The 21,222-nt window shown below is 46.7% G+C and carries 19 protein-coding genes; 16 read left to right on the top strand and 3 right to left on the bottom strand.

All coding sequences use genetic code 11. From position 1 onward, the window contains the following. Window positions 1-5 precede the first annotated feature (5 nt). The 16 genes from FIM25_RS10545 (at window position 6) to FIM25_RS10475 (ending at window position 17,011) form a co-directional block, all read left to right on the top strand. On the top strand, window positions 6-1,076 hold the full coding sequence (locus FIM25_RS10545) for an ankyrin repeat domain-containing protein (protein ID WP_139449044.1): 1,071 nt from the start codon (window positions 6-8) through the stop codon (window positions 1,074-1,076). A gap of 302 nt (window positions 1,077-1,378) precedes the next feature. After that, window positions 1,379-2,944, top strand: coding sequence for a caspase family protein (locus FIM25_RS10540; RefSeq protein WP_139449042.1), 1,566 nt, complete (start codon window positions 1,379-1,381; stop codon window positions 2,942-2,944). Between the two features lie 237 nt (window positions 2,945-3,181). After that, a complete protein-coding gene (locus FIM25_RS10535) occupies window positions 3,182-4,087 on the top strand; it encodes a radical SAM protein (protein ID WP_139449040.1) in 906 nt (301 codons plus the stop codon). After that, on the top strand, window positions 4,084-4,467 hold the full coding sequence (locus tag FIM25_RS10530; RefSeq protein ID WP_139449038.1) for a DUF6375 family protein: 384 nt from the start codon (window positions 4,084-4,086) through the stop codon (window positions 4,465-4,467). Before FIM25_RS10535 ends, FIM25_RS10530 begins: the two co-directional genes overlap by 4 nt. Before the next feature lie 9 nt (window positions 4,468-4,476). Beyond that, entirely contained in the window at window positions 4,477-8,577 is a 4,101-nt protein-coding gene (locus FIM25_RS10525; RefSeq protein ID WP_139449036.1) for an NACHT domain-containing protein, read from the top strand. A 455-nt stretch (window positions 8,578-9,032) separates the two neighbouring features. Further along, window positions 9,033-9,479 carry a nucleotidyl transferase AbiEii/AbiGii toxin family protein gene (locus FIM25_RS10520; protein ID WP_139449033.1) on the top strand — a complete coding sequence of 149 codons (447 nt, stop codon included), beginning with the start codon at window positions 9,033-9,035 and terminating at the stop codon, window positions 9,477-9,479. Window positions 9,480-9,763: 284 nt separating this feature from the next. Further along, on the top strand, window positions 9,764-10,108 hold the full coding sequence (locus FIM25_RS10515; RefSeq protein WP_139449031.1) for a hypothetical protein: 345 nt from the start codon (window positions 9,764-9,766) through the stop codon (window positions 10,106-10,108). A gap of 58 nt (window positions 10,109-10,166) precedes the next feature. Continuing rightward, a complete protein-coding gene (locus tag FIM25_RS10510) occupies window positions 10,167-10,568 on the top strand; it encodes a putative signal transducing protein (protein ID WP_139449029.1) in 402 nt (133 codons plus the stop codon). A 319-nt stretch (window positions 10,569-10,887) separates the two neighbouring features. Next, a complete protein-coding gene (locus FIM25_RS17090) occupies window positions 10,888-11,517 on the top strand; it encodes a hypothetical protein (RefSeq protein ID WP_179953304.1) in 630 nt (209 codons plus the stop codon). Window position 11,518: 1 nt separating this feature from the next. After that, complete coding sequence (locus FIM25_RS10505; RefSeq protein WP_179953303.1) at window positions 11,519-12,139, top strand: GNAT family N-acetyltransferase; 621 nt, start codon at window positions 11,519-11,521, stop codon at window positions 12,137-12,139. Window positions 12,140-12,429: 290 nt separating this feature from the next. Further along, entirely contained in the window at window positions 12,430-13,167 is a 738-nt protein-coding gene (locus FIM25_RS17545) for a helix-turn-helix domain-containing protein (protein ID WP_246052143.1), read from the top strand. Next, a complete protein-coding gene (locus FIM25_RS10495) occupies window positions 13,164-13,868 on the top strand; it encodes a DUF1016 N-terminal domain-containing protein (protein ID WP_139449023.1) in 705 nt (234 codons plus the stop codon). The genes FIM25_RS17545 and FIM25_RS10495 overlap by 4 nt, the downstream gene beginning before the upstream one ends. Beyond that, entirely contained in the window at window positions 13,822-14,007 is a 186-nt protein-coding gene (locus tag FIM25_RS17765) for a Fic family protein (protein WP_342774341.1), read from the top strand. Before FIM25_RS10495 ends, FIM25_RS17765 begins: the two co-directional genes overlap by 47 nt. A 203-nt stretch (window positions 14,008-14,210) precedes the next feature. After that, on the top strand, window positions 14,211-14,603 hold the full coding sequence (locus tag FIM25_RS10485) for an SH3 domain-containing protein (RefSeq protein ID WP_139449020.1): 393 nt from the start codon (window positions 14,211-14,213) through the stop codon (window positions 14,601-14,603). Window positions 14,604-14,839: 236 nt separating this feature from the next. Further along, window positions 14,840-16,063: a MerR family transcriptional regulator gene (locus FIM25_RS10480; RefSeq protein ID WP_139449017.1), complete on the top strand. Its 1,224-nt coding sequence runs from the start codon at window positions 14,840-14,842 to the stop codon at window positions 16,061-16,063. 72 nt (window positions 16,064-16,135) lie between these two features. Next, a complete protein-coding gene (locus tag FIM25_RS10475) occupies window positions 16,136-17,011 on the top strand; it encodes an alpha/beta fold hydrolase (RefSeq protein WP_139449015.1) in 876 nt (291 codons plus the stop codon). 121 nt (window positions 17,012-17,132) lie between these two features. Here FIM25_RS10475 and FIM25_RS10470 read toward each other — a convergent pair whose 3' ends face one another. The 3 genes from FIM25_RS10470 to FIM25_RS10460 are packed head-to-tail and all read right to left on the bottom strand — an operon-like array spanning window position 17,133 to window position 21,151. Continuing rightward, the gene (locus FIM25_RS10470; protein WP_139449012.1) at window positions 17,133-18,149 is read right to left on the bottom strand and encodes an ABC transporter permease; all 1,017 of its coding nucleotides are present in this window, start codon (window positions 18,147-18,149) and stop codon (window positions 17,133-17,135) included. Window positions 18,150-18,152: 3 nt separating this feature from the next. After that, complete coding sequence (locus FIM25_RS10465) at window positions 18,153-19,250, bottom strand: microcin C ABC transporter permease YejB (protein ID WP_139449009.1); 1,098 nt, start codon at window positions 19,248-19,250, stop codon at window positions 18,153-18,155. Then, window positions 19,247-21,151 carry an extracellular solute-binding protein gene (locus tag FIM25_RS10460; RefSeq protein ID WP_179953302.1) on the bottom strand — a complete coding sequence of 635 codons (1,905 nt, stop codon included), beginning with the start codon at window positions 21,149-21,151 and terminating at the stop codon, window positions 19,247-19,249. The genes FIM25_RS10465 and FIM25_RS10460 overlap by 4 nt, the downstream gene beginning before the upstream one ends. Window positions 21,152-21,222 lie beyond the last annotated feature (71 nt).

The raw sequence follows: 21,222 nt of genomic DNA, 5'->3' as shown, positions 1-21,222 counted from the left end.
TATTTATGAAAAGACTGAAATCATCTCTCGTCCTCATCAGCATATCAGGTATATTGGCCATATATGTTTTAACCATCCATGGCCATGAGAAAAATAATCCGGCCATCGAATCCGAGCCATCCCTGATGCTAAACACCAATCCATCAAAAAAACTTCATGACAATCAAAGAAAAATGACACCTTCTCACCCGGATTTCATCCTGTCTTCTGATCTTTTTTCTACCAATGAAACAAAAAATGAGCCGGATAATAAAATCGAATCTGCCAGCTTCCCACCAGCTCAAGTCTTCCAGCTGATAAAGGAAAGCAGCGCAGAAGATATTCTGCTCTTTTATAAAAAACACAAAACAGATATCAATATCTCTTTAAGTGGAAGTATTCAGGCACCAATTTTTCACTTTCTGCTTCACAGCAATTTTGAAGTTGCAAAAAAACTTTTTTCCTTGGGTATCATCGACATCGACAAAACGCCTGGGGCTGTTAAAATGGCGGTCTTTTCCGATGATCCTGAAATTCTGAAATTCCTCCTTGCTGCCGGATGGAGTCCGGATGCTTCCACAGAGGGGGGAATGAGTCCTATCCTGTCATCAATTTTTCTTGGTAAGCTTGATACCGCCCGGTTTCTTGAAGCAGAAGGGGCGGATCTCCATGGAATTTTTAAGGATAAAAATGCACTGGATCTGGCAGTCTCTTCCTCACGCATGGACACACAGACTCTGGATTATCTACTCGAAAACGGGATGCGCTATAAACCCGAACATGCAGTGGATGCCGCTATGCGTGGGGCCTCTGTGTCCCTTTCCCATCTTCTTGCAAATCACCCCGAGCTTGCAGCAACGCAGAAAAATGATCAATCCCTGATGGATCTTGCCGTCGCAGGGACAGCCGGAGTGGAGACCATCCAGATCCTCCTCCATAACGGCCTGTCCCTCACTGAAGCCCATCTCAGGGCCACTGAGAAGCGGGTGAAGGGAGCCTATATCCATCCGGATACCGGCCGGGAGCTTATCTTGCCACAGGACCGAAAAGCGGAAGAACTTCAGGCATTCATTGCCCATTACCTTGCCATAAACTGATGCAAGAGTATTCTGGAAGAACGGGGCCTTGAAAAGTGACGGCAAAAGAACTTGCCATAAGAAGCTGGGTGTTCTATGAAAACTGAATAGTTTTCCGGGTGGTGGAAGAACCAGAATTATTAGAAGGAAATTTCCCACAGGAACTGGAAATCGAAGATATGAGGTTTTCTGATTATTATGATGAATTGCGGGTTATCAGGTTAGAAAAAATATTTTTTTGGGGGTCTGTATTATCGGATTTAAAAAAATGATGCAGATTATACAGATCAGCACAATAACTTGTTCACGGCGGCTGAGCCGCCGTGAATCGTGGTGCTGACTACGTCAGCACCACGATTGGGCATTATAGAGAAACCGTTAGGTTAGCTATGAACATTGAAAATATTTTTGCTGTAATAATTGGAATAGAGGATTATTCATATTCAAAAGCACCCCATGATATGAAAGGTGTAGATTTTGCTAGAAATGATGCTATTGCATTTCAAGATTGTATAAAAGAAGTGTTTGGTATCACAGATGATAATATTCAAATTTGGCTTGATTCTGATGCAAATAGAACGCGCATTGAAAATGATTTACCATACTTTATCCAAGGATTGAGAGCTGATGATACATTAATTTTTTATTATGCTGGCCATGGGTTCCACAAAGAAGGTGAAAATAGGATAACGGCTTGGGATACTCATCCTAATAATTTATCAAATACAACGATCTCTTTGAGTGAAATCTTATTTGAGCCCTTAAAAAAATCTAATTGTAAAAAAGCCCTCGTTTTTATTGATGCGTGCTCAACATTTCTTAATGATATTTTGCCATCAAGAGATGTCATTTCTAACATGACCACATCTGAATTCGAGCAATTCATTCAGTCAAAAGACCATACGGCTTTATATTTGGCCTCTTCTCCGGGGCAACCTTCATTTCCGAGTACAACACTACAGCATGGGATTTGGACATATCATTTAATTGAGGCGTTGAAGGGAAATGCAAAAATGGCTTTAACTCGTGACGAATGGATCACAGATGTCTCATTAAAAGATTATTTGAGTTTCGCAATACCAGAATATATTCGTGAAAAAACGACCATTTCAAAACAGCAACAACCATACGCTATTATCAGTGCCGGGCATACGTTTGAGATTGTGCGTATTAAACGGAATGAAGAATCATTTAATTGGGAGAAATTCAACTTAGATATAAAAGAAGCTTATCTAAGAAATGAAGACAGTGCCCCTATAAAATATCTACCTGGTTTTCAGAAAAAAAAGGGGCATTTCATACCTGACAACCACAGTTCAAAAGTCTCAGAATTCATTCAAAGATTATTAACTGAAGATATCAAATCAGAATCAAAGATTGTTTATGATAGGGCAAAATCCATTTTAGGACTAAAACGCAAGGAAATTTCTCGGGATACTTATGAGGGATCTGCTAATGTTGATTGTGATTTATTCAGAATGGAGTGGGATTCTGAGCAGAATCCACTGGATCCATCTGAATATCTTTTATCAAGAATAGTGAAATTAAGAGTTCCTCCTTCCCAGTTACCTAATGATTTTGATGACATTTTTCCTGTAAAACCAGATGAGTTTGTCATTCCGATCCGTGGTGAGATGGAGTTTGATTACATTGCAGATCAATTTGAAGATTTAAGCGAACAGATTGATGGTACTTTTGAAGAGGATGAAGATAGTGGACTTATCAGCTTAACATCAAACGAAGGAACACAATTTGTAGTAAATTTAGAATTGAATGAATTTATAATAATTCCTAATAATGGATCGGGCTGCCTTCAACTATTGAATACTGTTAGCAGTGAAATGGGGAAACTATTAGAATTTACGTCGAATTCTTTTCTTATAGAATGATAATTTATATAGCCCAACAAGCCGGGTGCAGGGGACGCTTTCCGCTGCGCTACAAGCGCCCCTGACCCGCAGCGTTAAGCGTGGATCAGCACGCTCGTATTTAATAATTAAGTTCTTGAACGCACCAAGTTTAAAGCAGAAACGTTAATTGCATACTTAATTATCTTTTAAAAAAACTAGGGACAGTTAAATGTGCTTGCTAAATTTAAAAAGGCATTCTGAGAATATAGGTTTTAAATGTCAAAAGTAAGATTAGGGCCCGATGGCGTACATATTTTTGATCGAGATTCAGGCACCAATGTCCTGCTGGATGAGATTGTTCCACCAAGAGATCGTTGGACATTTAGCCCAAGGCAAGTTTCGATTGCACTAACTAATGCTTGTGATCTTGAGTGTACCCACTGCTATGCATCCAAAACGCCTGCAAGATTGGACTTTGAATCTTTAAAGCAGTGGATGCTAGAGCTAGATAGCGCAGGCTGTTTTGGAGTTGGCTTTGGCGGGGGAGAACCAATGCTCTACCCAAAAATACATGAGCTTTGCGAGTTTGGACGTACCTATACTAATCTCGCGATAACTATGACATCTCATGGCCATAGATTGAATGTTCCATTAGTTGAGGCCCTCAGATCATCGGTGAATTTCCTCAGGATAAGCATGGATGGTGTGCACCATACCTATGAAAAAATAAGGGGGCGCTCTTTTCCTTCTCTGCTTGAGAAGTTGAGTTTAATCAAGGGAAAAATTCCGTTTGGAATTAACTATGTTGTCAATGAGGCAACAATTATTGATTTGACGAAAGCTGCGGAAATTGCGGAAGAATTTCATGCCAAGGAACTGCTTATTCTTCCAGAAGCAGCGCATGGCCGAGGGAAAGCCGTTACACAGCAAACGCTTACTCAGCTTTCAGACTGGATAGGTTCTTACAGAGGTAGTTTACAGCTATCGATTAGCTCTGCGCATTCTGAACTGGTAAGAAGCCAATCCCCTTTGCCCTGCGAGGCAGAAGAGATTGCGTTTGCTCACATAGATGCCAACGGTATATTGAAACGATGCTCTTTTGATAGTGGCGGTCAGGTTATTAACGATAAGGGTATAATGTACGCATTTAACAAGTTAATAGAAGAGCGGAAATCAGCATGAAAATTTGGAATAACTATGGATCTGAACACTCGCTAAATCTCGTGATAATTGGGAGTTTTAAAGAGGAGCACGAAGCCGAAGCGTTTGAACAATTAACCGATAAAATCACGCGTTTTCTAAGCGAAAACTCAGAGTTTGATGTTGATGCCGATCGGTTTGATAGAAAAACTCTCGATTTTTTGGGTAAAGAAAATCTCTTTTCCCTGACACCTCAGCAGCTAGGCCACTTATTGTATGATGTTCATGTTTCCCGTCATGGTAAAGAGATTCGCGTTAGCTCAGATGACGATGTCAATGCATTTGTTAGTCTTCTAATACATAAAGGTGCGAGGGTTGAGGTTTTTTCAGCCCATGATTACCCGGAAAGCAAGAAGAGTTAGGATTTAATTATGCTTGATTGGAGTCGTTTTCAAAACTTGCCTGGTGCTGATACTGAAAATTTTGAGAAGCTATGCCGAGGAGTGGTTAGGAGAAACTTTGGCAGTTTAGGTCCTTTGCATGAATTGAAGAACCAGCCTGGTGTAGAGTTCTATATTACATTGAACAACGACCACCCACGATTAGCAAAAAGAAATGAAACCGTTGGATGGCAAAATAAATGGTTTAGCTATAAAGTAAATGGAGAGCTAACCAATATAGCTAAGCAGCAAATTATACATTCACTAGATAAAACTAAAGAGCACGTATCACATATTAATCATTGGTTTCTGTGGACCCACCAAACCCTAGCTAAATGTGATCAAAAATGGTTCTATGATCTTCAAAGTAACTATGGCTTTACCTTGCACCTTTGGAGTCAACATGACTTAGATGAGCTTTTATCAGGCCCAGCTTTGGATTTGCGTAACTCTTATTTTGGTGAGCTTGCGCTGACAAATGAAATGCTGCTTGAGCAGCATGAAAAATCAATTGCTCCTATAAAAAGTCGCTGGCTTCATGAGGTTCATCAGCGAATGGATGCCGAGCTTCAGGTTAGAAAGGTGTTGGGCGAAAAAGAAGCGTGGGACACATTCAAAAATATCGCTGATAATTTAGCTGAAGTATCCGAGACAATTGAATCAAGCATTAATAAGCCTGAATATTCTCGTTGGAGGGATGGGTTAGAGGTTTTTCATGCATATTGCGCCAACCTCCTTGAATGTTGTGAGATCTTTAATAAAGATATTTGTGGCGATGATATTCAAGATGTAATGGCGACGCTTGAGGATGTTGACTCTCGGTCGAAATTGGAAATTCAAAGAACCTTAATGCAACTACGTTCAGGCAACCTACCGTTAGCTTTGACGATTACTAATGCTTTAGCGTATATAAAAGATATAAAAAATTTGTTCAGATCTGCTGTTGAACTACTTTCCCAACAATTTATTGCAATTTTGGCGGACGCTGGTGGTGGAAAAACACAGCTCGCCGTGGAGCTAACAGCGCAGATGTCCGATAGGCCCGCTGGAGTTTTTATACTCGGAAGATGCCTTAAGAAGGATATGACGCTAGACGATATTGCTCATAGTTTCACTTTCTACCAGAAACAGGTTAACAACTTCGAGGCATTGATTTCAGCGGTGAACTCCGCGGGTGAAAGGTCAAGCAGACGCCTGCCAATCGTTATTGATGGATTAAACGAAGCTCAAGACCCGAGAGAATGGAAACACTTATTCGAATCTACTCTTCCAGTTTTAAAAAAATATCCTAACGTCGTGTTGGTATGTACCTTAAGAACATCAGAAAAAGGTTATGAAAATTACTACCGGCCAAACAGACGTCAACGACACGATGGCAGAGAAAACAGTGCGCAGCAATCGCTACCGGAATCGGCTTTTGAGATTCTTTCTGAAGGGTATGGTGAGGCGTTAACTTACAAAGCGATTAAAGCTTATTTCCGGCTTTACAAAATTAAAGCAGATCCATTTACTGCGCCTTTGAATTTTTTCTCCCATCCTTTGAATCTTAAGATATTTTGTGAGGTTACTAACAGAAAAGCTGAAAACGAAATGCGTGTTTCGTATTTCCCTTCTTCAATCTACAGCCTTTTTAGAGAGCAAATAAACCATACTGCAAACTCTATCGCCAGTTTGACAAACCTTAGACAAAAATATGGAGTCGAAGATGCCAAGAAAGCTATCTATTTTCTAGGCGAATGTATATGGGAAAAAAATACCCGATCAATAGCAGAAGATGATTTTAGGGATAAGGTGAAACTCCCCCTTAATGATTGGGACTCAGATATGGTTAACCTTCTGGCACAAGAGGGAATTATATTTCGAGACGAAGGGGACAAAATATTTAGCTACGAACTGACACCAGTATATGATCGTTTGGGTGGCTTTATTGTTGCGGAGTATCTTCTAGGGAAGAACTCGGGTAAGCAGAGTTTAAGCGAATGGGTCACCAAGTCTGATGTTATCAAAAAACTATTTGGTGAAATGTCGGATCAACACCCGCTTTCCCAAGATATTCTCCATGCTTTAGTGGTATTGATACCGAAAACAATATATCGAGAACAACTTTGGAAAGCTCTACCAGAAGACTATAAACCTGTTGCGCTAGCACTGACTCCTCTAATTGATAAGAATGATATTTGCTCGGAAACACTCGATAATTATAAATCTCTAATAACTTATGATGGCCCCTCGACGAGGGATATTGAGCAGCTGTTGACTTTGAGGTATGCAGTTGAACATCCATTAAATGCAGAGTTCTTCAATGAAATATTATTCAATCTGTCTATGGCAGATAGAGACTTGTCATGGACTGAGTATACCAGAAACCAAAGCTCGGAAATTATTAGCGCACTGAAAGGTCATTTAACAAATATAAAGTCCGGAGCCAACTTTAGCCCTGAAACTATTCGGTTGAGGATGATTTTTTTCTCCTGGCATCTTACATCTACAGTAATTGAGCTGAGGGATTGTGCTACAGAATTACTATATAATGTGGGCCAGCAGGATCCTGGTTCGATGTTTGAGCTAACTTTAGAGCAACTGAGTGTAAATGATCCTTATGTTTCGGAGCGCTTGTTGGCCTCAAGTTATGCGCTTGCATCAATTCTAGTTAACTTGCCAGAATACAGGGATGCGGTTATTGATTACGGGAAAAAACTATATAACGAAATGTTTGTTAGAAAAGCTTCTAATGCCACAACACATTTGTTAACCAGAGAGTATGCAAGTTGCACATTAAAACTAATAGCATTTCATCACCCTAATAGTACACAAGATCTGAATCAGAGTTTATTCCTGCACCCATTTCCGGAGATGCCAAGGAGAGAGTGGGAATGTATTAAAAAAGATGAAGAAGAATATTCTCGTTATAACTCACCTTTCAGAATGGATTTTGAAAACTATACAATTGGGCGTCTTGTAAAGGATAGGAGTAATTATGACTATTCACATGAAGGATATAAGGTTGCTCGTTGTAACATTCTTTGGCGAGTAAATGAGCTGGGATGGTCTCATGATCAGTTTAAAAAAGTAGAAGAGCTTGTTGAATCAGATAGACACCACTTCTCGCGCTCAAGTCGATCCCGAATTGAAAGGTATGGAAAGAAATACTCGTGGATTGCTTATTATGAGCTTGCTGGCCAATTAAGTGATGAATCCAAATTGGAATATTATGGTGAAGCTCGCTTTGCTACGGATATAGATCCATTTTTCCCCGATCAGGTCGAAGATTCAGAGCTTGTTACCCATGAATTTCTTTCTGATGAATCTATGGCTACAAAAGATTGGATACTAGAAGACGAACTTCCTAATCTGTCAAGCATTCTAGAGATTAAAACGGATGGTCAAGATTGGGTTCTTTTATATGGATTTAATTCTGAGGAATCAAAAAAATTAGATAGAAATTTCTATTGTTCAATAGACACTGCATTTGTTTCTGAACACTGTATGAGTCAACTTAAGAAGTACATGGCAGAGAAAAGGAAGATAGACTGGCCGGAAAAATATAGCAGCTATAGCGTCTATTCAGGGGAGTTATATTGCGAAGCTCTTAATGATTTTTCTGGAGACTCCGAGGTCAGAATCGAAATTGGATATGAGACCCAGACATACGAACAACCTGAGGTTAGATTCAGTGATGAAATCTATATAAAAGGCGGAACTTTTGAGCGCGAAGTCCCTATTGTTGATAACTTGAAAATTCTTTCCACGACTTTTAACTACTATTGGGAAAACCCTGGTAGTTCGAAGGAAAGTACTAAGCGATTGGCATTGGCTCCCTGGGTCGTAAAAGAGCTTGGACTTCGTTTCAATCCCTCAGAATTCATCTATTTGGATAAAAGCGGCAATATGGCCGTGTTAAACATTAACCCCAAAGGCGATACCTTTAGTAACTACCGGGAACTTATATACCTTAGAAAGGACTTGTTCGATAAATTGGGTAAGAAGCTAGGGATAAAGCCAGTTAAGCATATTGCTGGAGAAAGAAGATATGCTAAGACTGAGAATCTAGGCGGAGAAGACTCATACCGACAGTTTGAAGCCATCAATTAGTTTGTGCTAGATGAATTAGACCATTCTTAAGTGTTTTCTTTATCGTATTTGGATAGGAATCGAGCATGAGAACGCTTAACAAGGCGCTGCTGACGGACAAATTTTCCGCTGCACTCCAAATTTGCCGCAGAGCGCGGCGTTCACGGCGGCTGCGCCGCCGTGAATCGTGGTGCTGACTACGTCGAATACCTTGCCCCGGCGCTACGCGCCTGAACAAGGTACTCGACCGGACACCTCACACCGATAAACCAGACTGCGTCTGCTTGATCGGCGCTCGGCGCCGGTCAGCACCACGATTTCGGTCATAAAGTTGAGAGGTACAAACAATATGATAAAGAAAGTTGTACAAGTTAGAAATATTAACGATAAAAATTTAATGGAAGATCTGAAATATTGGCTTAGCAAAACTCAAGATGAAAGAGTGTCGGCAGTTGAATTTTTGAGGAGACAAACACATGGAAGTTCAGAACGACTTCAAAGAGTTGCTCGAGTTATTCAACGCTCATAATGTACAATATCTTATAGTCGGAGGATACGCATTAGCATATCACGGGACGCCGAGGTATACTGGTGATATCGATTTATTCGTTAAATCAGATTCGGAAAACGCATCTTTGATTTTGAAGGCGCTTAATGACTTCGGTTTCGGTTCAGCTGGTCTGAAGACAGAAGATTTTACAAATAAGGATAATATTGTTCAGTTGGGTTACCCTCCGGTACGTATTGACATTATTACATCGATATCAGGGGTTGCATGGGAAGATGCCTATAAAAGCCGGGAAAAAGGAAAGTATGGTGATGTCCCAGTCTATTACATAGGTCGTGATCAATACATCATAAATAAAAGAGCATCAGGAAGAAAAAAGGATCTTGCCGATATAGAGGCTCTTGGCGAAGAATAAATAATACGAAGACCGAACCAACCGGTTCACCGGATGGCAAAAAGCGCCGGTGATTTTCAACGTTATAAGCATAGACCATCTAAAATGGCCTCAAATTTTTACCCGGTTTTTATCCGCTTATCAAACAGCTCTCACTGCATATTTTGTAGAATAGCTATCAATACCACCTCTGCCTTTGGCAGACAGTCAGGTTGTGGCTACAAAAACCGATGAAAAACAGCGTTTTTTGATGGGTTTTAGACGGTCTATTATAAACCTATTGATAGAATAAAAAGGTAAAAAATATGGCAGATCGAAATCGTAAAGTAATAGGCTATTTTGCTTTTGCTTCTCCTACTGAAGTTGTATGCACAGACAATGCATGTGTTATCTCTGGCTCTGTAGGAACCATGAAAGCATTCTTAAAAGAATTTGATCCAGAAGGGCTACAAAAACACACGATTAAAAAGACTTTATTCGGAGAAATACTGAATGGTCTCAAATTAGGAGCTGCATATGCTTTTGATGAAGAATCGTACAAAAAATTTTATCCACTTGCTCGGCAAGAAGGATTAAATGTTGCGGAAGCAAACTTCGAAGAAATGAAATCCAAAAACTTTCGTTTTTTTACTGTTCAATTGGCAGACTAATACTAAAAAGTTCACTCCCCACTCAACACAGAGAAAAATACCTGACAAGGAGTCATATGTGATTGTCATTGCCAGATTTTCGTTCCCCCATGAAGCGCACATTGCAAAAGCCAGCCTTGACAGCGCTGGAATTGAAAGCTGCATTGCAGACGAACATACGGTGAACGCTCAATGGTTATTTTCTAATGCCATTGGTGGCGTTCGTTTAATGGTTGCAGAAAAAGATGCCGATGAAGCTTCTCAAATACTGAATACTGACTTCTCAGAGTCATTAGATAATGAAATCAATGATGAGGAAGGCAGGGATGCTTGCCCCCATTGTGGCAGTACGGATCTGTCCCCATATACAAAAGGGAAGCGTCCGGCTTTTCTGGTTTTCATTTTGATAGGCTTTCCATTGTTTTTTTACAGGCATGGCTATAAATGCAACCAGTGCGGGGAGTTTAACGAGAAGCTCTGAGCAGCGGCATAGCAAAGCCAGTACACGGGGATGTTTCCTTTCGCTCGCTACAGTCAGGCCAGTCATCCGGCACCCTGCCCCAGGCCAGATACCAAAACAAAAGAACCAAAAAAGGAAAACCCATGACACACCCCATATATCACAGGCTTCAGGAAGTCCTCGACACCCTGCCCAACGGATTCCCCGCAACGGAAAGCGGCGTGGATTACAGCAGATTCGCCTGAAAAGGCCCATTACCAACGAGCGTACTACCCGCTCTGAATCCGCCGGCCGGATTCAGAAAAACGGATTCCACAAGACAGAAAGGAGATGAAATCCAATGAAATCAAAATGCTTTATATGTAATTCCGAGTATGCCAGATCAGGGATGTCCAGACACATTAAAAGCTGCCTCGGCAAGCATTTTAAATCCTCCGATACAGAAAAAGCCAAACGGGTTTTTTACCTGCACATCCATGCCACTTACAATCCGGATTATTTTCTTCATATTCTCATGAAAGAAAATGCCAGACTCGAAGACCTGGACTCTTTCCTTCGAAACACATGGCTGGAATGCTGCGGACATCTGAGCGCATTTACCTACGGCGGCTACGGGGAAGATATTAATATAAAAACGACCATATCCAAGATCTTTGAGCCGGGTCTGTCTCTATCTTATATGTATGATTTCGGTGACACGACAGAACTCACCATCAAAAATGTGGAAATCTATAAGGGAGTCACCGAGGGAAATAGAAAAATACAGCTTGTATCCCGCAATAATGAGCCTAAAGTCATGTGTGATGAATGCGGCAAAAAGCTTGCAACATCTATTTGTACGGAATGCCAATATGAGGGCAAAGGCTGGCTATGTTCAAAATGTGTTAAAAACCATGAATGTGATGAGGACATGTTTCTCCCGGTTGTCAATTCTCCAAGAGCAGGCGTTTGTGGATATACAGGAGATTAAAATGACCCTCCCTCAGCCCCTTGATTTTCGTCCGGCCAAAGAAACCCATGAGGATGCCCTGTTCTTTGCGCACGGCCTCAACATGGCCTGTGATGGCCTTCTGCGTTTTCTGTTTGGCTCCGGGTTCGGAGAAATCTTTGCACAGACCTGCCTGGTTCCAGGTCACAGCCTCTCCCTTGAGCATGTCCTGATTGCAGAGCTTGAAGGGGAGCCTGTGGCCATACTAAGCGGCATGCCTGTGGGAGCCATGGCCGATTTTTCCCCTGTGCTGCGCTGGGCCGCAGGCAAACAGATCTGGCGGGTAGGCCTTCTGGCCCTCACCGCCCTCCCCCTCTTCAAAGCGATGTCTCAACACAACCCGAACGACTGGTACCTTCAGGCCCTTAGCGTATCTGAAAAAATGCAGGGAACTGGAACAGGATCAAGACTCCTTGCCATAGCCGAAGAAAGGGCAAAAAGCTGCGGAGCACACCGCATCACTCTGGATGTGTCCTCGAACAATACTGCCGCACTGCGCCTGTATCTGCGTATGGGGTATGAACAGGAAAGAATCTCTCCAAGGGCCTTTTTATCAGGCGGCCTGCAGGTACACCGCCTTGGTAAAGCACTACCTTTGCAGTAAATAATCGAGGGATTGCTGCAGAGGATAACGGGGTAAAAGGGTTCGCGCAACGGATAGCTCAAATCCCTATATCAGGCGTTGGAAGCACTGCTTTTCCGCATCTGTTCCCATGGTTTTTGCTTGCCGGGTGTTGGCAAAACAATGGAAATACCCCAAAAATACTTGCCGGGTTTACGCTTTCCACATGTGCTGTCACCTGCTATATCTCTGGACGTAAGTATCACTCTGGGCAAAGATCGTTCACCCGCCGCAGTGAACAGGTGACCCATCAGGAATTAAGGCCAAATGATATGGCAAAAACACCGGAAAATTTTGCAGAAACGGTCAAAGAGGTCCGCCAGCAACTGGGGCTCAGTCAGGAAGAACTGGCCCACGAGCCGCGCTGGCCCAACACAGGTGAGAAGCTCATTGCCAAGGACCGCCGCATCTATGTCTCGACCTATCCCACCATGCTCAATATCATCCGGGATGCCTTTCAACATTTGTCTCCGCACTTTTTTGATTTCATTGTGGTCGATGAAAGCCACCGATCCATCTACAACACCTACAAAGAGGTGCTGGACTATTTCAAAACCATCATTCTGGGCCTCACCGCCACGCCAACCGACATCATCGACCACAACACCTTTCAGCTTTTTCACTGCGAAGACGGCCTCCCCACTTTTGCCTATACCTTTGAAGAGGCGGTCAGCAACGTGCCGCCCTACCTGTGCAGCTTTCAGGTAATGAAGATCCAGACCCGCTTCCATGCCCGCAATCCCGAGACCGATACCGACCGTAGGCAAAAATGGTTTATGGTGCCCCGTGCCGACATCGAGACCGAGGGTTATGAACTGTCCCTAAGCCGGTACAAGGAGGATGTGTTTGAAGAGGTTAAGTATGAAAAACCGGGGGTGATTCTGGAGCGCTTGCTGGTGGCGGAGCTGGGGGAAGATTTTGTAAACCACGAAACCCATAAAAAGCTTTTGGAACGTATTGAAGGTGGGATTGTGCGGGAACTGCTGGAGCTGAGGGAGATGATAGCATGAGCAGCAGCCCACAAAACAGCTTGCCCGATTCCTGCGCAGGAAATCTGCTTCAAGACCTGAAGTCTTTGATTGATCAGGGCCGGAAGCAGGCGGTTTCTGCGGTTAACAGTGCGGTCACCATCACCTACTGGCATGTGGGCAAACGCATCAATGAAGAGGTCTTGCACGGAGAGCGGGCGGAATACGGCAAGCAGGTGGTGGTGTCACTGGCCGGGGAGCTGGCCGCATTCTATGGCAAGAGTTTTGAGGCGAAAAATCTGCGGCGGATGATGCAGTTTGCTGAGGTTTTTCCGGATCTTGAGATTGTCGTTCCACTGGCGCGACAATTGAGTTGGTCACATTTTTTGGCCTTGATACCCCTTAAATCGGATGAGGCCCGAATCTTTTATGCCCGTTCAGCCAGTGAATCCGGCTGGAGCAAGCGGGAACTGCGGCATCAAATGGAACGCAAGGCCTTTGAACGCTCCGAAATTGCCGATACAAAACTATCCCTGGCCGAGGCGGATCACCTGAACGGCAGCTTCAAAGATCCTTACTTTCTCGATTTTCTGGGACTGAAAGAGGGGGATTCTGGATACGATCCGCACATCAACCCCGGAAGTCACGCAGGAAGTCACCCCGGAAGTCCGGCTCCTTTCGGTCTTAACCTCCGAAATGACCCGGCAACAGCTCAAAGAAGCCCTTGGGCTGAAAGACAATGAACATTTCCGCAAAGCCTACCTGCTCCCTGCTTTGAATGCCGGTCTCATTGAAATGACTCTCCCTGACAAGCCACGCAGCAGCAAACAGAAATACAGGCTGACGGACAAGGGCCGTCTGCTTCGGGATTCAGCAAACTGACCTTGCTGGAGGATATTGATGCCTTGCCCAAACTGATTGCAAGCGGAAGGTCAAGCCATAAAGCCATTCTTCGGAAAACCCGCTTAATTTTTACTTTACGGCTCTTTATTTAAGGATTTCAAAATAATCTTATTGTAGGTTCAAGGCGGGCAGCAATCAGACTCCGGCCCACCTTATCAATCCCTAGCCCAAAGGAAACGAAGATGGAAGCAAGACACTACCTTGTCATTCAAGACCACACCAGCGAATTTCCCGAACCCATTACCTTTGAAAAAGGCGTTCCTCTCACCGTTGGTGAAAAATATGAAGGCCCGGAGGGATGGGAAAACTGGATATTCTGTGAAACGCCTGGACAAAAAGGGGGCTGGGTTCCGGCACAGATTATCGAGAACATCACAGACAACACCGCCCGTGCCCGTGAAGACTACACGGCAAGGGAGCTGAATGTGCAAAAAGGAGAGCAGCTGATTGGCACAAGAACCCTCAACGGCTGGGTCTGGTGCCAAAAATCCGGTAGTTCCGAATCAGGCTGGGTACCGCTTGAAAACCTGCAGGTGAATCCTGCTGGAGAAAACGGAAGCTGCGACATCAAATAGAGCGCAACACCTCGGAAATGGGTTTTCTGTAGGGGCAACCCCCCGAGGTTGCCCAAAACCAGGGCAGGCACGGGGGCCTGACCCTACAATATCCTTTCAAGACTGCCCCATGTATCAAGAATGACCACGCAGAGTATAATCCCACCGTTATAATATTTCATCCTTACTTTTTTCCTTGACCTGTCTAAAGGTTCATAGGCTACCTTTGCTTTCAGAAACAACATGGGAGGCCTTTCATGTATCATGTATCGGACATAACCCGCCGCCTTGGCATTGCACGCTCCACCCTGCTCTATTACCAGAGAATCGGTCTGGTTTCACCGGCAAGGGATGATCAAAACGGCTACCGCATCTATTCGGAAAGTGATCTGGAGCGCCTTGTAACCATCCGCTGTCTCCAGAGAGCGGGCTTTTCCCTGACCCAGTGCCAGGACTGTCTTGAAGGAAAAATGGACGCCGCCATGCTCCGGGAACAGCTCCTTGTAATTGAAAGGGAAATTCTCCATCTGAAAACCGCTGAAAGTATGCTGCGCGCCCTCTGCCAGAGGACTGAAGGGAAAGCGCCGCCGCAGGCACCGGGAGCCGATCCCCTCAGGCACTGGCATGCGGCCTTTGAAAAGCAATCTCCCCAGGCCCACCTGAAATGGCTTCAGGCCCTGGGCTTTTCCGAAAAAACCGCAACGCAGATCCGCTGCGTTTCAAGAAACATGGAAAATCATGAGGTCTATATGGAAGACTTTTTTAAAGTATTTGAAACCATGAAACGACAGGGTCCCGGCAGCTGGCAAACCACAATGGACGCTTTCCGGAAAATCGAAAACAGATCCGCCATCCGCAATATTCTTGAGATTGGCTGCGGAAAAGGAGAAACGGCCCTCACCCTTGCGGAAGTGAGCGAAGCCCGGATTACAACCGTGGACAACCATGAGCCCTTTCTCGATGCCCTTAAAACAAAGCTTACGGAAAAAAACTTATCCCACCGCATCCAGCCCCTTGCGGCCTCCATGCTGAATCTGCCCTTTGAAGACAGAAGCTTTGATCTCATCTGGTGTGAGGGAGCCGCCTACATCATGGGCTTTGAAAAGGCGCTTGCCACATGGAAAAAATTCCTCATTCCGGATGGACACCTTTTTATCAGTGATCCTGTCTGGCTTACGAACACCCCTTCTGCCCCCTGCAAAGAACTATGGGATGTGGAATACCCCGACATGTGCAGCATTGAAGACAGGTGCCGCCAGGCGGAAAAGGCAGGATATCTTGTTGTGGATGCCTCCCTGCTACCCCGGCAGGACTGGCAGGATTTCTACGATGACATGGAAAGAACCCTCCTTGGTCTTAAAAATTCCATTGGAGAAAGACCCGCCTTTCAGGACATGAAAGAAGAAATCTCCATGAACCGGCAGTACGGCGATGAATACGGCTATGCCTGCCTGCTGCTTCAAAAAAGAGCCCTTGCCTGAGCTTCTTTTCAGGCGTAAGAAAACGGGCGAAACGACTTCCGTCCCTCAATCCCACAAAAAGGAAAACAGACCATGAAACCCGCATTCATAAAAGCCTTTACCTGCTGGCTTCTCTTTTTTATCTTCGCAGCCAGTCCGGCCGCAGCCCAGTGGCCCCGAATGACACCCTCCCAGGACGGCGTACCCATTTCCTATGAGGTATACGGAAAGGGAGAACCCACCCTGATTTTTGTCCACGGATGGAGCTGCGATGCCCGCTACTGGCGGGAGCAGATTAACCATTTTTCAAAAAATAACCGCATTGTGCTTCTGGATCTGGCGGGCCACGGCCACTCCGGCATGGGCCGGAGCCAGTACACGATGAAGGCCTTTGGAGAGGATGTGAAGGCTGTGGCGGAAGCGGTGGGAAGCCAAAAAGTAATTCTCATCGGTCACTCCATGGGCGGCCCCGTCATCGCCGAGGCAGCGCGTCTCATGCCCGGACGCGTGCTGGGCCTCATCGGTGTGGACACCTTTGGCAACGTGGCCCATCCCCTCACCCCTGAAATCCTGGACGGGATGGTCAGCCCGCTGGAAGAGGATTTTCAGGCTGGAAGCCGTCAGTTTGTTGAAACCATGATGATTCCCGCCACACCGGCCCCGCTCCGGGAATGGATTCTCAACGACATGGCTGCTGCCCCTCCCGCCGTGGCCCTGAGTGCCTTAAAGGAAATGATGGGGCTTTTCATCACCGGGGAGTCCGCCGCCATCTTCAAAGAAGTCCGCCTTCCCGTCATGGCCGTCAATGCCGACCTCTGGCCCATTGACTATGAAAGCAACCGCAGGCACATGGCTTCCTTTGAGGCCACCGTCATCAAGGGGGCAGATCATTTTCTCATGCTGGCAAGGCCAGAGGTCTTCAATCCCGCTCTGGAAGAAGCCGTTGAAAAAATCATGAAGAGGAAATAGTCAGCCAGACACCAGATCAGGCTGGCAGATATTGTGGATGGGGGTGATGGAGTTACAAGAGTGATCAAAACCAGACAAAGCGGAATACTGGAAGGTATTTAGCATTAATACATGGGAATACCTACCCTTCATGCCGCGGATCAAAGGCATCCCTCACCCCTTCCCCGATAAAAACCAGCAGGCTCAGCATGGAGGCCAGCACGGCAAAGGCGGCAATGCCGATCCAGGGAGCATCCAGATTTTCCTTTCCCTGTGCAAGCAGCTCTCCCAGAGACGGGGAGCCGGGAGGCAGGCCGAATCCGAGAAAATCCAAAGATGTAAGGGTGGTGATGGCACCGTTGAGCACAAAGGGCAGAAAGGTCAGGGTAGCCACCATGGCATTGGGCAGCACATGGCGAAAAAGCACCACCCTGTCCGGAAGTCCCATGCAGCGGGCGGCTTTCACATAGCCTAAGTTCCGGCAGCGCAGCACCTCGGCCCGCACCACATCCACCATGCCCATCCAGGAAAACAAGAGCATGATGAAGAGCAGCACAAAAAAGCCCGGCTGCATGAAGCTTGAAAGGATGATGAGCAGATAGATCATGGGAAGACCGGACCAGATTTCCATGAAGCGCTGGCCAAAGAGATCCACTTTGCCGCCGAAATACCCCTGCACCGCCCCGGCCACAATGCCCACAAGCGTACTGAAAACAGCCAGACAAAGACCAAAAAGCACGGAGACCCGGAACCCGTAGAGAAGCCTCGCCAGAATGTCGCGGCCATGGTCATCGGTTCCCAGCCAGTTCCCCTCACCGGGTGCAGCAGGATACACACCCTCCCTTGCAAGGTTCACCGTATGCCATGAAAAGCGGACCGGCGGCCAGAGCATCCAGCCATGGGCCTCTGCCATGGCAATGACCTCAGGGTCCGTGAAATCCGCATCCGTTTCAAAATATCCGCCCAGCAGGGTTTCCGGAATCTCAGAAAAAACGGGAAAATACATTCGATCCTGAAAATACAGTACAAGGGGTCTTTCATTGGCAATGAACTCGGAAAAAATACTTGCCGTGAAAAGCGTCATAAAAATCCATAAGGAGATCCATGCCCTGCGATTGCTGGCAAAGGTTTTCATCCGGCGGCGGGTGACAGCACGCATGGTTTATACTCCCCCTGCATCAAAATGGATTCTCGGGTCCACCAGCACATAGGTGATGTCCGAGAGAATTTTCACAAACAGGCCCATGAGGGTGGAAATATAAAGCCCGGCAAACATCACGGGATAATCCCTGTTCATGGTGGCCTCAAAGCCCATGAGACCCAGCCCGTCCAGAGAGAAAATCACCTCTATCATCATGGAACCCGTAAAGAAGATACCCAGAAAGGTTCCGGGCAGCCCTGCAATGACAATGAGCATGGCATTGCGGAACACATGGCCGAAAAGCACCCGCCCTTCGCTGGCTCCCTTGGCTCTGGCCGTAGTCACATACTGATGGCGGATTTCATCCAGAAAGCAGTTTTTGGTGAGCATGGCAAAACCGGCAATCCCCCCGATGGTCATGGCAAGGATGGGCAGGGCCAGATGATGAAAATAATCAAGCACTTTTCCCGTAAAGGACAGTTCATGGAAATGATCGGAAACAAGCCCCCGGAGGGGAAACCATTCCAGATAACTGCCCCCTGCAAAGATAACGATTAGGATCACGGCAAAAAGAAATACGGGAATGCTGTTGCAGATCACGATGACAAAGCTGGTCCACACATCAAAGGGTGAGCCGTGGCGCACGGCCTTGCGGATTCCCAGAGGGATGGAAACCAGATAGATCACAAGGGTACTCCAGAGCCCCAGAGACAGGGATACGGGCATTTTCTCCCCGATCATGCCGAGAATGCTCCGGTCTTTAAAAAAACTCTCCCCAAAATCCAGAAGAAGATAGCTTTTCAGCATGGAAAAAAACCGCTCATGCAACGGCCTGTCAAAACCAAAGCGCCTCTCAATTTCCGCCACCAGCTCCGGGGAAATCCCGTCCCTGCCCCGGTAGGCGGAAGTGCTGTCCAAAGAGGTTTCCACCATGACAATGGCATCCCCCTCTGCGCCGGTGATGCGCTCCAGCGCCCGGTCGCCCCTGCCCTCCATGCGGCTGATCACCTGCTCCACCGGCCCGCCCGGAGCCAGTTGCACAAGGAAAAAATTTAAGGCCAGAATACCCAGAAGGGTGGGAACAAGAAGAAAAACCCTTTTTGCGATATAGGCAATCATGACTCTCCCTCAGAAGCTGGGGCGGCTGCCCGGTCTTCTTCTCCGTACCACCATGTGCTCACACCCCTGCCCCATGGCGGAGGTGTTTCCGGAGACTGAATGTGAACAGCCCTTGCCAGATACCGCCGCTTTCCCGCACCAAAGGGAATGACATAATGGCCGTGCCGCAGTATGCGGTCCAGAGCACGGACATAGGGGATCATCTCCCGCCGGCTTTCTCTGGAAAGGATCTTCTCAATGAGGCCGTCTGCCACAGGATCGGCAATACCCATGAAATTCCGCTGATCCTTCCGGTCACGGCTTGCGGAATGGAAGGCCACGGCAAGCTCCCGGCCCGGCCTGTAAGCCGCCCCGAAACCTGCCACAATCATGTCAAAATCACAGTCCCGCAAACGGCGGGTGTACTGGGGGCCATCCACCATGTGAATCCGCATCTCAATGCCAAGGCGTCCGAGACTGCGGGCAAAGGGCAGGAGCATGCGCTCCTCCCTGCGGGAATCCGTGAGGAACTGAAACCGGAAGACCTGCTTTGTTTTCCCATGCACCCTTCTGCCCCCTTCCACCACCCAGCCTGCTTCCCTGAGCAGCCTGTCCGCCTCCATGAGACCTTCCCGGTTGTGGCCGCTTCCGTCCGTCAGGGGCAGGCTCAGGGGATTTTCCAGTACGCCTTCGGGCAGGTCATCCCCGAAGGATCGCAAAATGGCAGCCTCCCCTTCATCGGCAAGGGGCGGGGCTTTCATGTCTGAATTTTCAAAATAGCTTTCCGTTCTCTCATATTCACCATAATAAAAACGACGGTTGGCCCATTCAAAATCAAAGGCAGACAGCATGGCTTTTCTTATCCGCCTGTCCGCAAACACAGGCCTTCTGGTATTCATCACAAGGCCATACATGCCCGATGGATCCCGGTTCTCCAGCGTCTTTTTCAGGATACGGCCATCGCCAAAACGGGGGCCTTCATAACGGGTAGCCCAGTTTTTCACGGAAGACTCAAAGCGAAAATCATAAAGCCCGGCGCGGAAGGCCTCCATGGCCACCGTATCATCCCGAAAATACTCATAACGGATGCGGTCAAAATTCCAGCGCCCCCGGTTTACGGGGTGATCTGCGGCCCAGTAATCTACTCGGCGGGCATAGACCACACGCCTGCCCGCTTCCACCTCCGCCACGGCATAGGGGCCGGAACCCATGGGCGGGGTGAGATCCGCACGGCCAAAGTCCTTATCCTCCCAGTAATGGGCCGGAAGAATCTGCAGGCGACCCACCATGAGAACAAGGGAGGGGTTCTGCTGTTCCCGAAAATCAAAACGCACCCGGTTACCGGAAAGAACGGTTACGGATGCCACGGCCTCGCTGTAACGGCGCAGGGCGGAACCAAAATGGGCCTGCAGCATTTCCCATGAAAACACCACATCCTCCCCACGGACGGGGCTGCCATCGGCAAAACGGGCTTCGGGGTGCAGCTGAAAAATCACATGGGAAAGATCCGGAGGCACATGAATTTCGGAAGCCAGCAGACCATAGGCCACATCCCGCTCATCCTCGCTTTCCACAAGAAGGGTGTCGTAGATCAGATGAATGCCTTCCGCAGGACGGCCCTTGAGCAGCAGGGGGTTGAAGCTGTCAAAGGTGCCAATGGTGTGGCAGCGCAGCTCTCCGCCCTTGGGCGCATGGGGATTTACGTAGGAAAAATGGGTGAAGTCAGAGGCATAAAGAGGCTCGCCATCCGCACTAAAGGCGTGGAGGGCCAGAGCTTCTCCATGGGAATTCATGATCAAAAACAGGCAGAAGAAAAGAAAAATACGCTGAACACACATACCCGGACACCCGATTCTTACAAAACAAACCAGCAGAATGCAGGCACCCGCAGGGGGTGCCGCCACACAAGCAGGCAGGCGCAAAGCCTGCCCCTGCATCAATCCAGAGCCATCCTCCTCTCCCAACAGGAGAAGGGGATGGCCCGCTAATCGCA

It is taken from the genome of Desulfobotulus mexicanus, from assembly GCF_006175995.1.
GTDB lineage: Bacteria > Desulfobacterota > Desulfobacteria > Desulfobacterales > ASO4-4 > Desulfobotulus > Desulfobotulus mexicanus.
The sequence above is the reverse complement of the archived record's forward strand: the minus strand, read 5'-3'. Positions and strand labels throughout refer to the sequence as shown.

Excerpts from the sequence above, each read along its gene's own strand:
- FIM25_RS10545 (WP_139449044.1), top strand. The coding sequence starts at position 6 with ATGAAAAGACTGAAATCATCTCTCGTCCTCATCAGCATATCAGGTATA.
- FIM25_RS10535 (WP_139449040.1), top strand. The coding sequence starts at position 3,182 with ATGTCAAAAGTAAGATTAGGGCCCGATGGCGTACATATTTTTGATCGA.
- FIM25_RS10530 (WP_139449038.1), top strand. The coding sequence starts at position 4,084 with ATGAAAATTTGGAATAACTATGGATCTGAACACTCGCTAAATCTCGTG.
- FIM25_RS10525 (WP_139449036.1), top strand. The coding sequence starts at position 4,477 with ATGCTTGATTGGAGTCGTTTTCAAAACTTGCCTGGTGCTGATACTGAA.
- FIM25_RS10520 (WP_139449033.1), top strand. The coding sequence starts at position 9,033 with ATGGAAGTTCAGAACGACTTCAAAGAGTTGCTCGAGTTATTCAACGCT.
- FIM25_RS10515 (WP_139449031.1), top strand. The coding sequence starts at position 9,764 with ATGGCAGATCGAAATCGTAAAGTAATAGGCTATTTTGCTTTTGCTTCT.
- FIM25_RS17090 (WP_179953304.1), top strand. The coding sequence starts at position 10,888 with ATGAAATCAAAATGCTTTATATGTAATTCCGAGTATGCCAGATCAGGG.
- FIM25_RS10505 (WP_179953303.1), top strand. The coding sequence starts at position 11,519 with ATGACCCTCCCTCAGCCCCTTGATTTTCGTCCGGCCAAAGAAACCCAT.
- FIM25_RS17545 (WP_246052143.1), top strand. The coding sequence starts at position 12,430 with ATGGCAAAAACACCGGAAAATTTTGCAGAAACGGTCAAAGAGGTCCGC.
- FIM25_RS10495 (WP_139449023.1), top strand. The coding sequence starts at position 13,164 with ATGAGCAGCAGCCCACAAAACAGCTTGCCCGATTCCTGCGCAGGAAAT.
- FIM25_RS17765 (WP_342774341.1), top strand. The coding sequence starts at position 13,822 with ATGACCCGGCAACAGCTCAAAGAAGCCCTTGGGCTGAAAGACAATGAA.
- FIM25_RS10485 (WP_139449020.1), top strand. The coding sequence starts at position 14,211 with ATGGAAGCAAGACACTACCTTGTCATTCAAGACCACACCAGCGAATTT.
- FIM25_RS10480 (WP_139449017.1), top strand. The coding sequence starts at position 14,840 with ATGTATCATGTATCGGACATAACCCGCCGCCTTGGCATTGCACGCTCC.
- FIM25_RS10475 (WP_139449015.1), top strand. The coding sequence starts at position 16,136 with ATGAAACCCGCATTCATAAAAGCCTTTACCTGCTGGCTTCTCTTTTTT.
- FIM25_RS10470 (WP_139449012.1), bottom strand. The coding sequence starts at position 18,149 with ATGCGTGCTGTCACCCGCCGCCGGATGAAAACCTTTGCCAGCAATCGC.
- FIM25_RS10465 (WP_139449009.1), bottom strand. The coding sequence starts at position 19,250 with ATGATTGCCTATATCGCAAAAAGGGTTTTTCTTCTTGTTCCCACCCTT.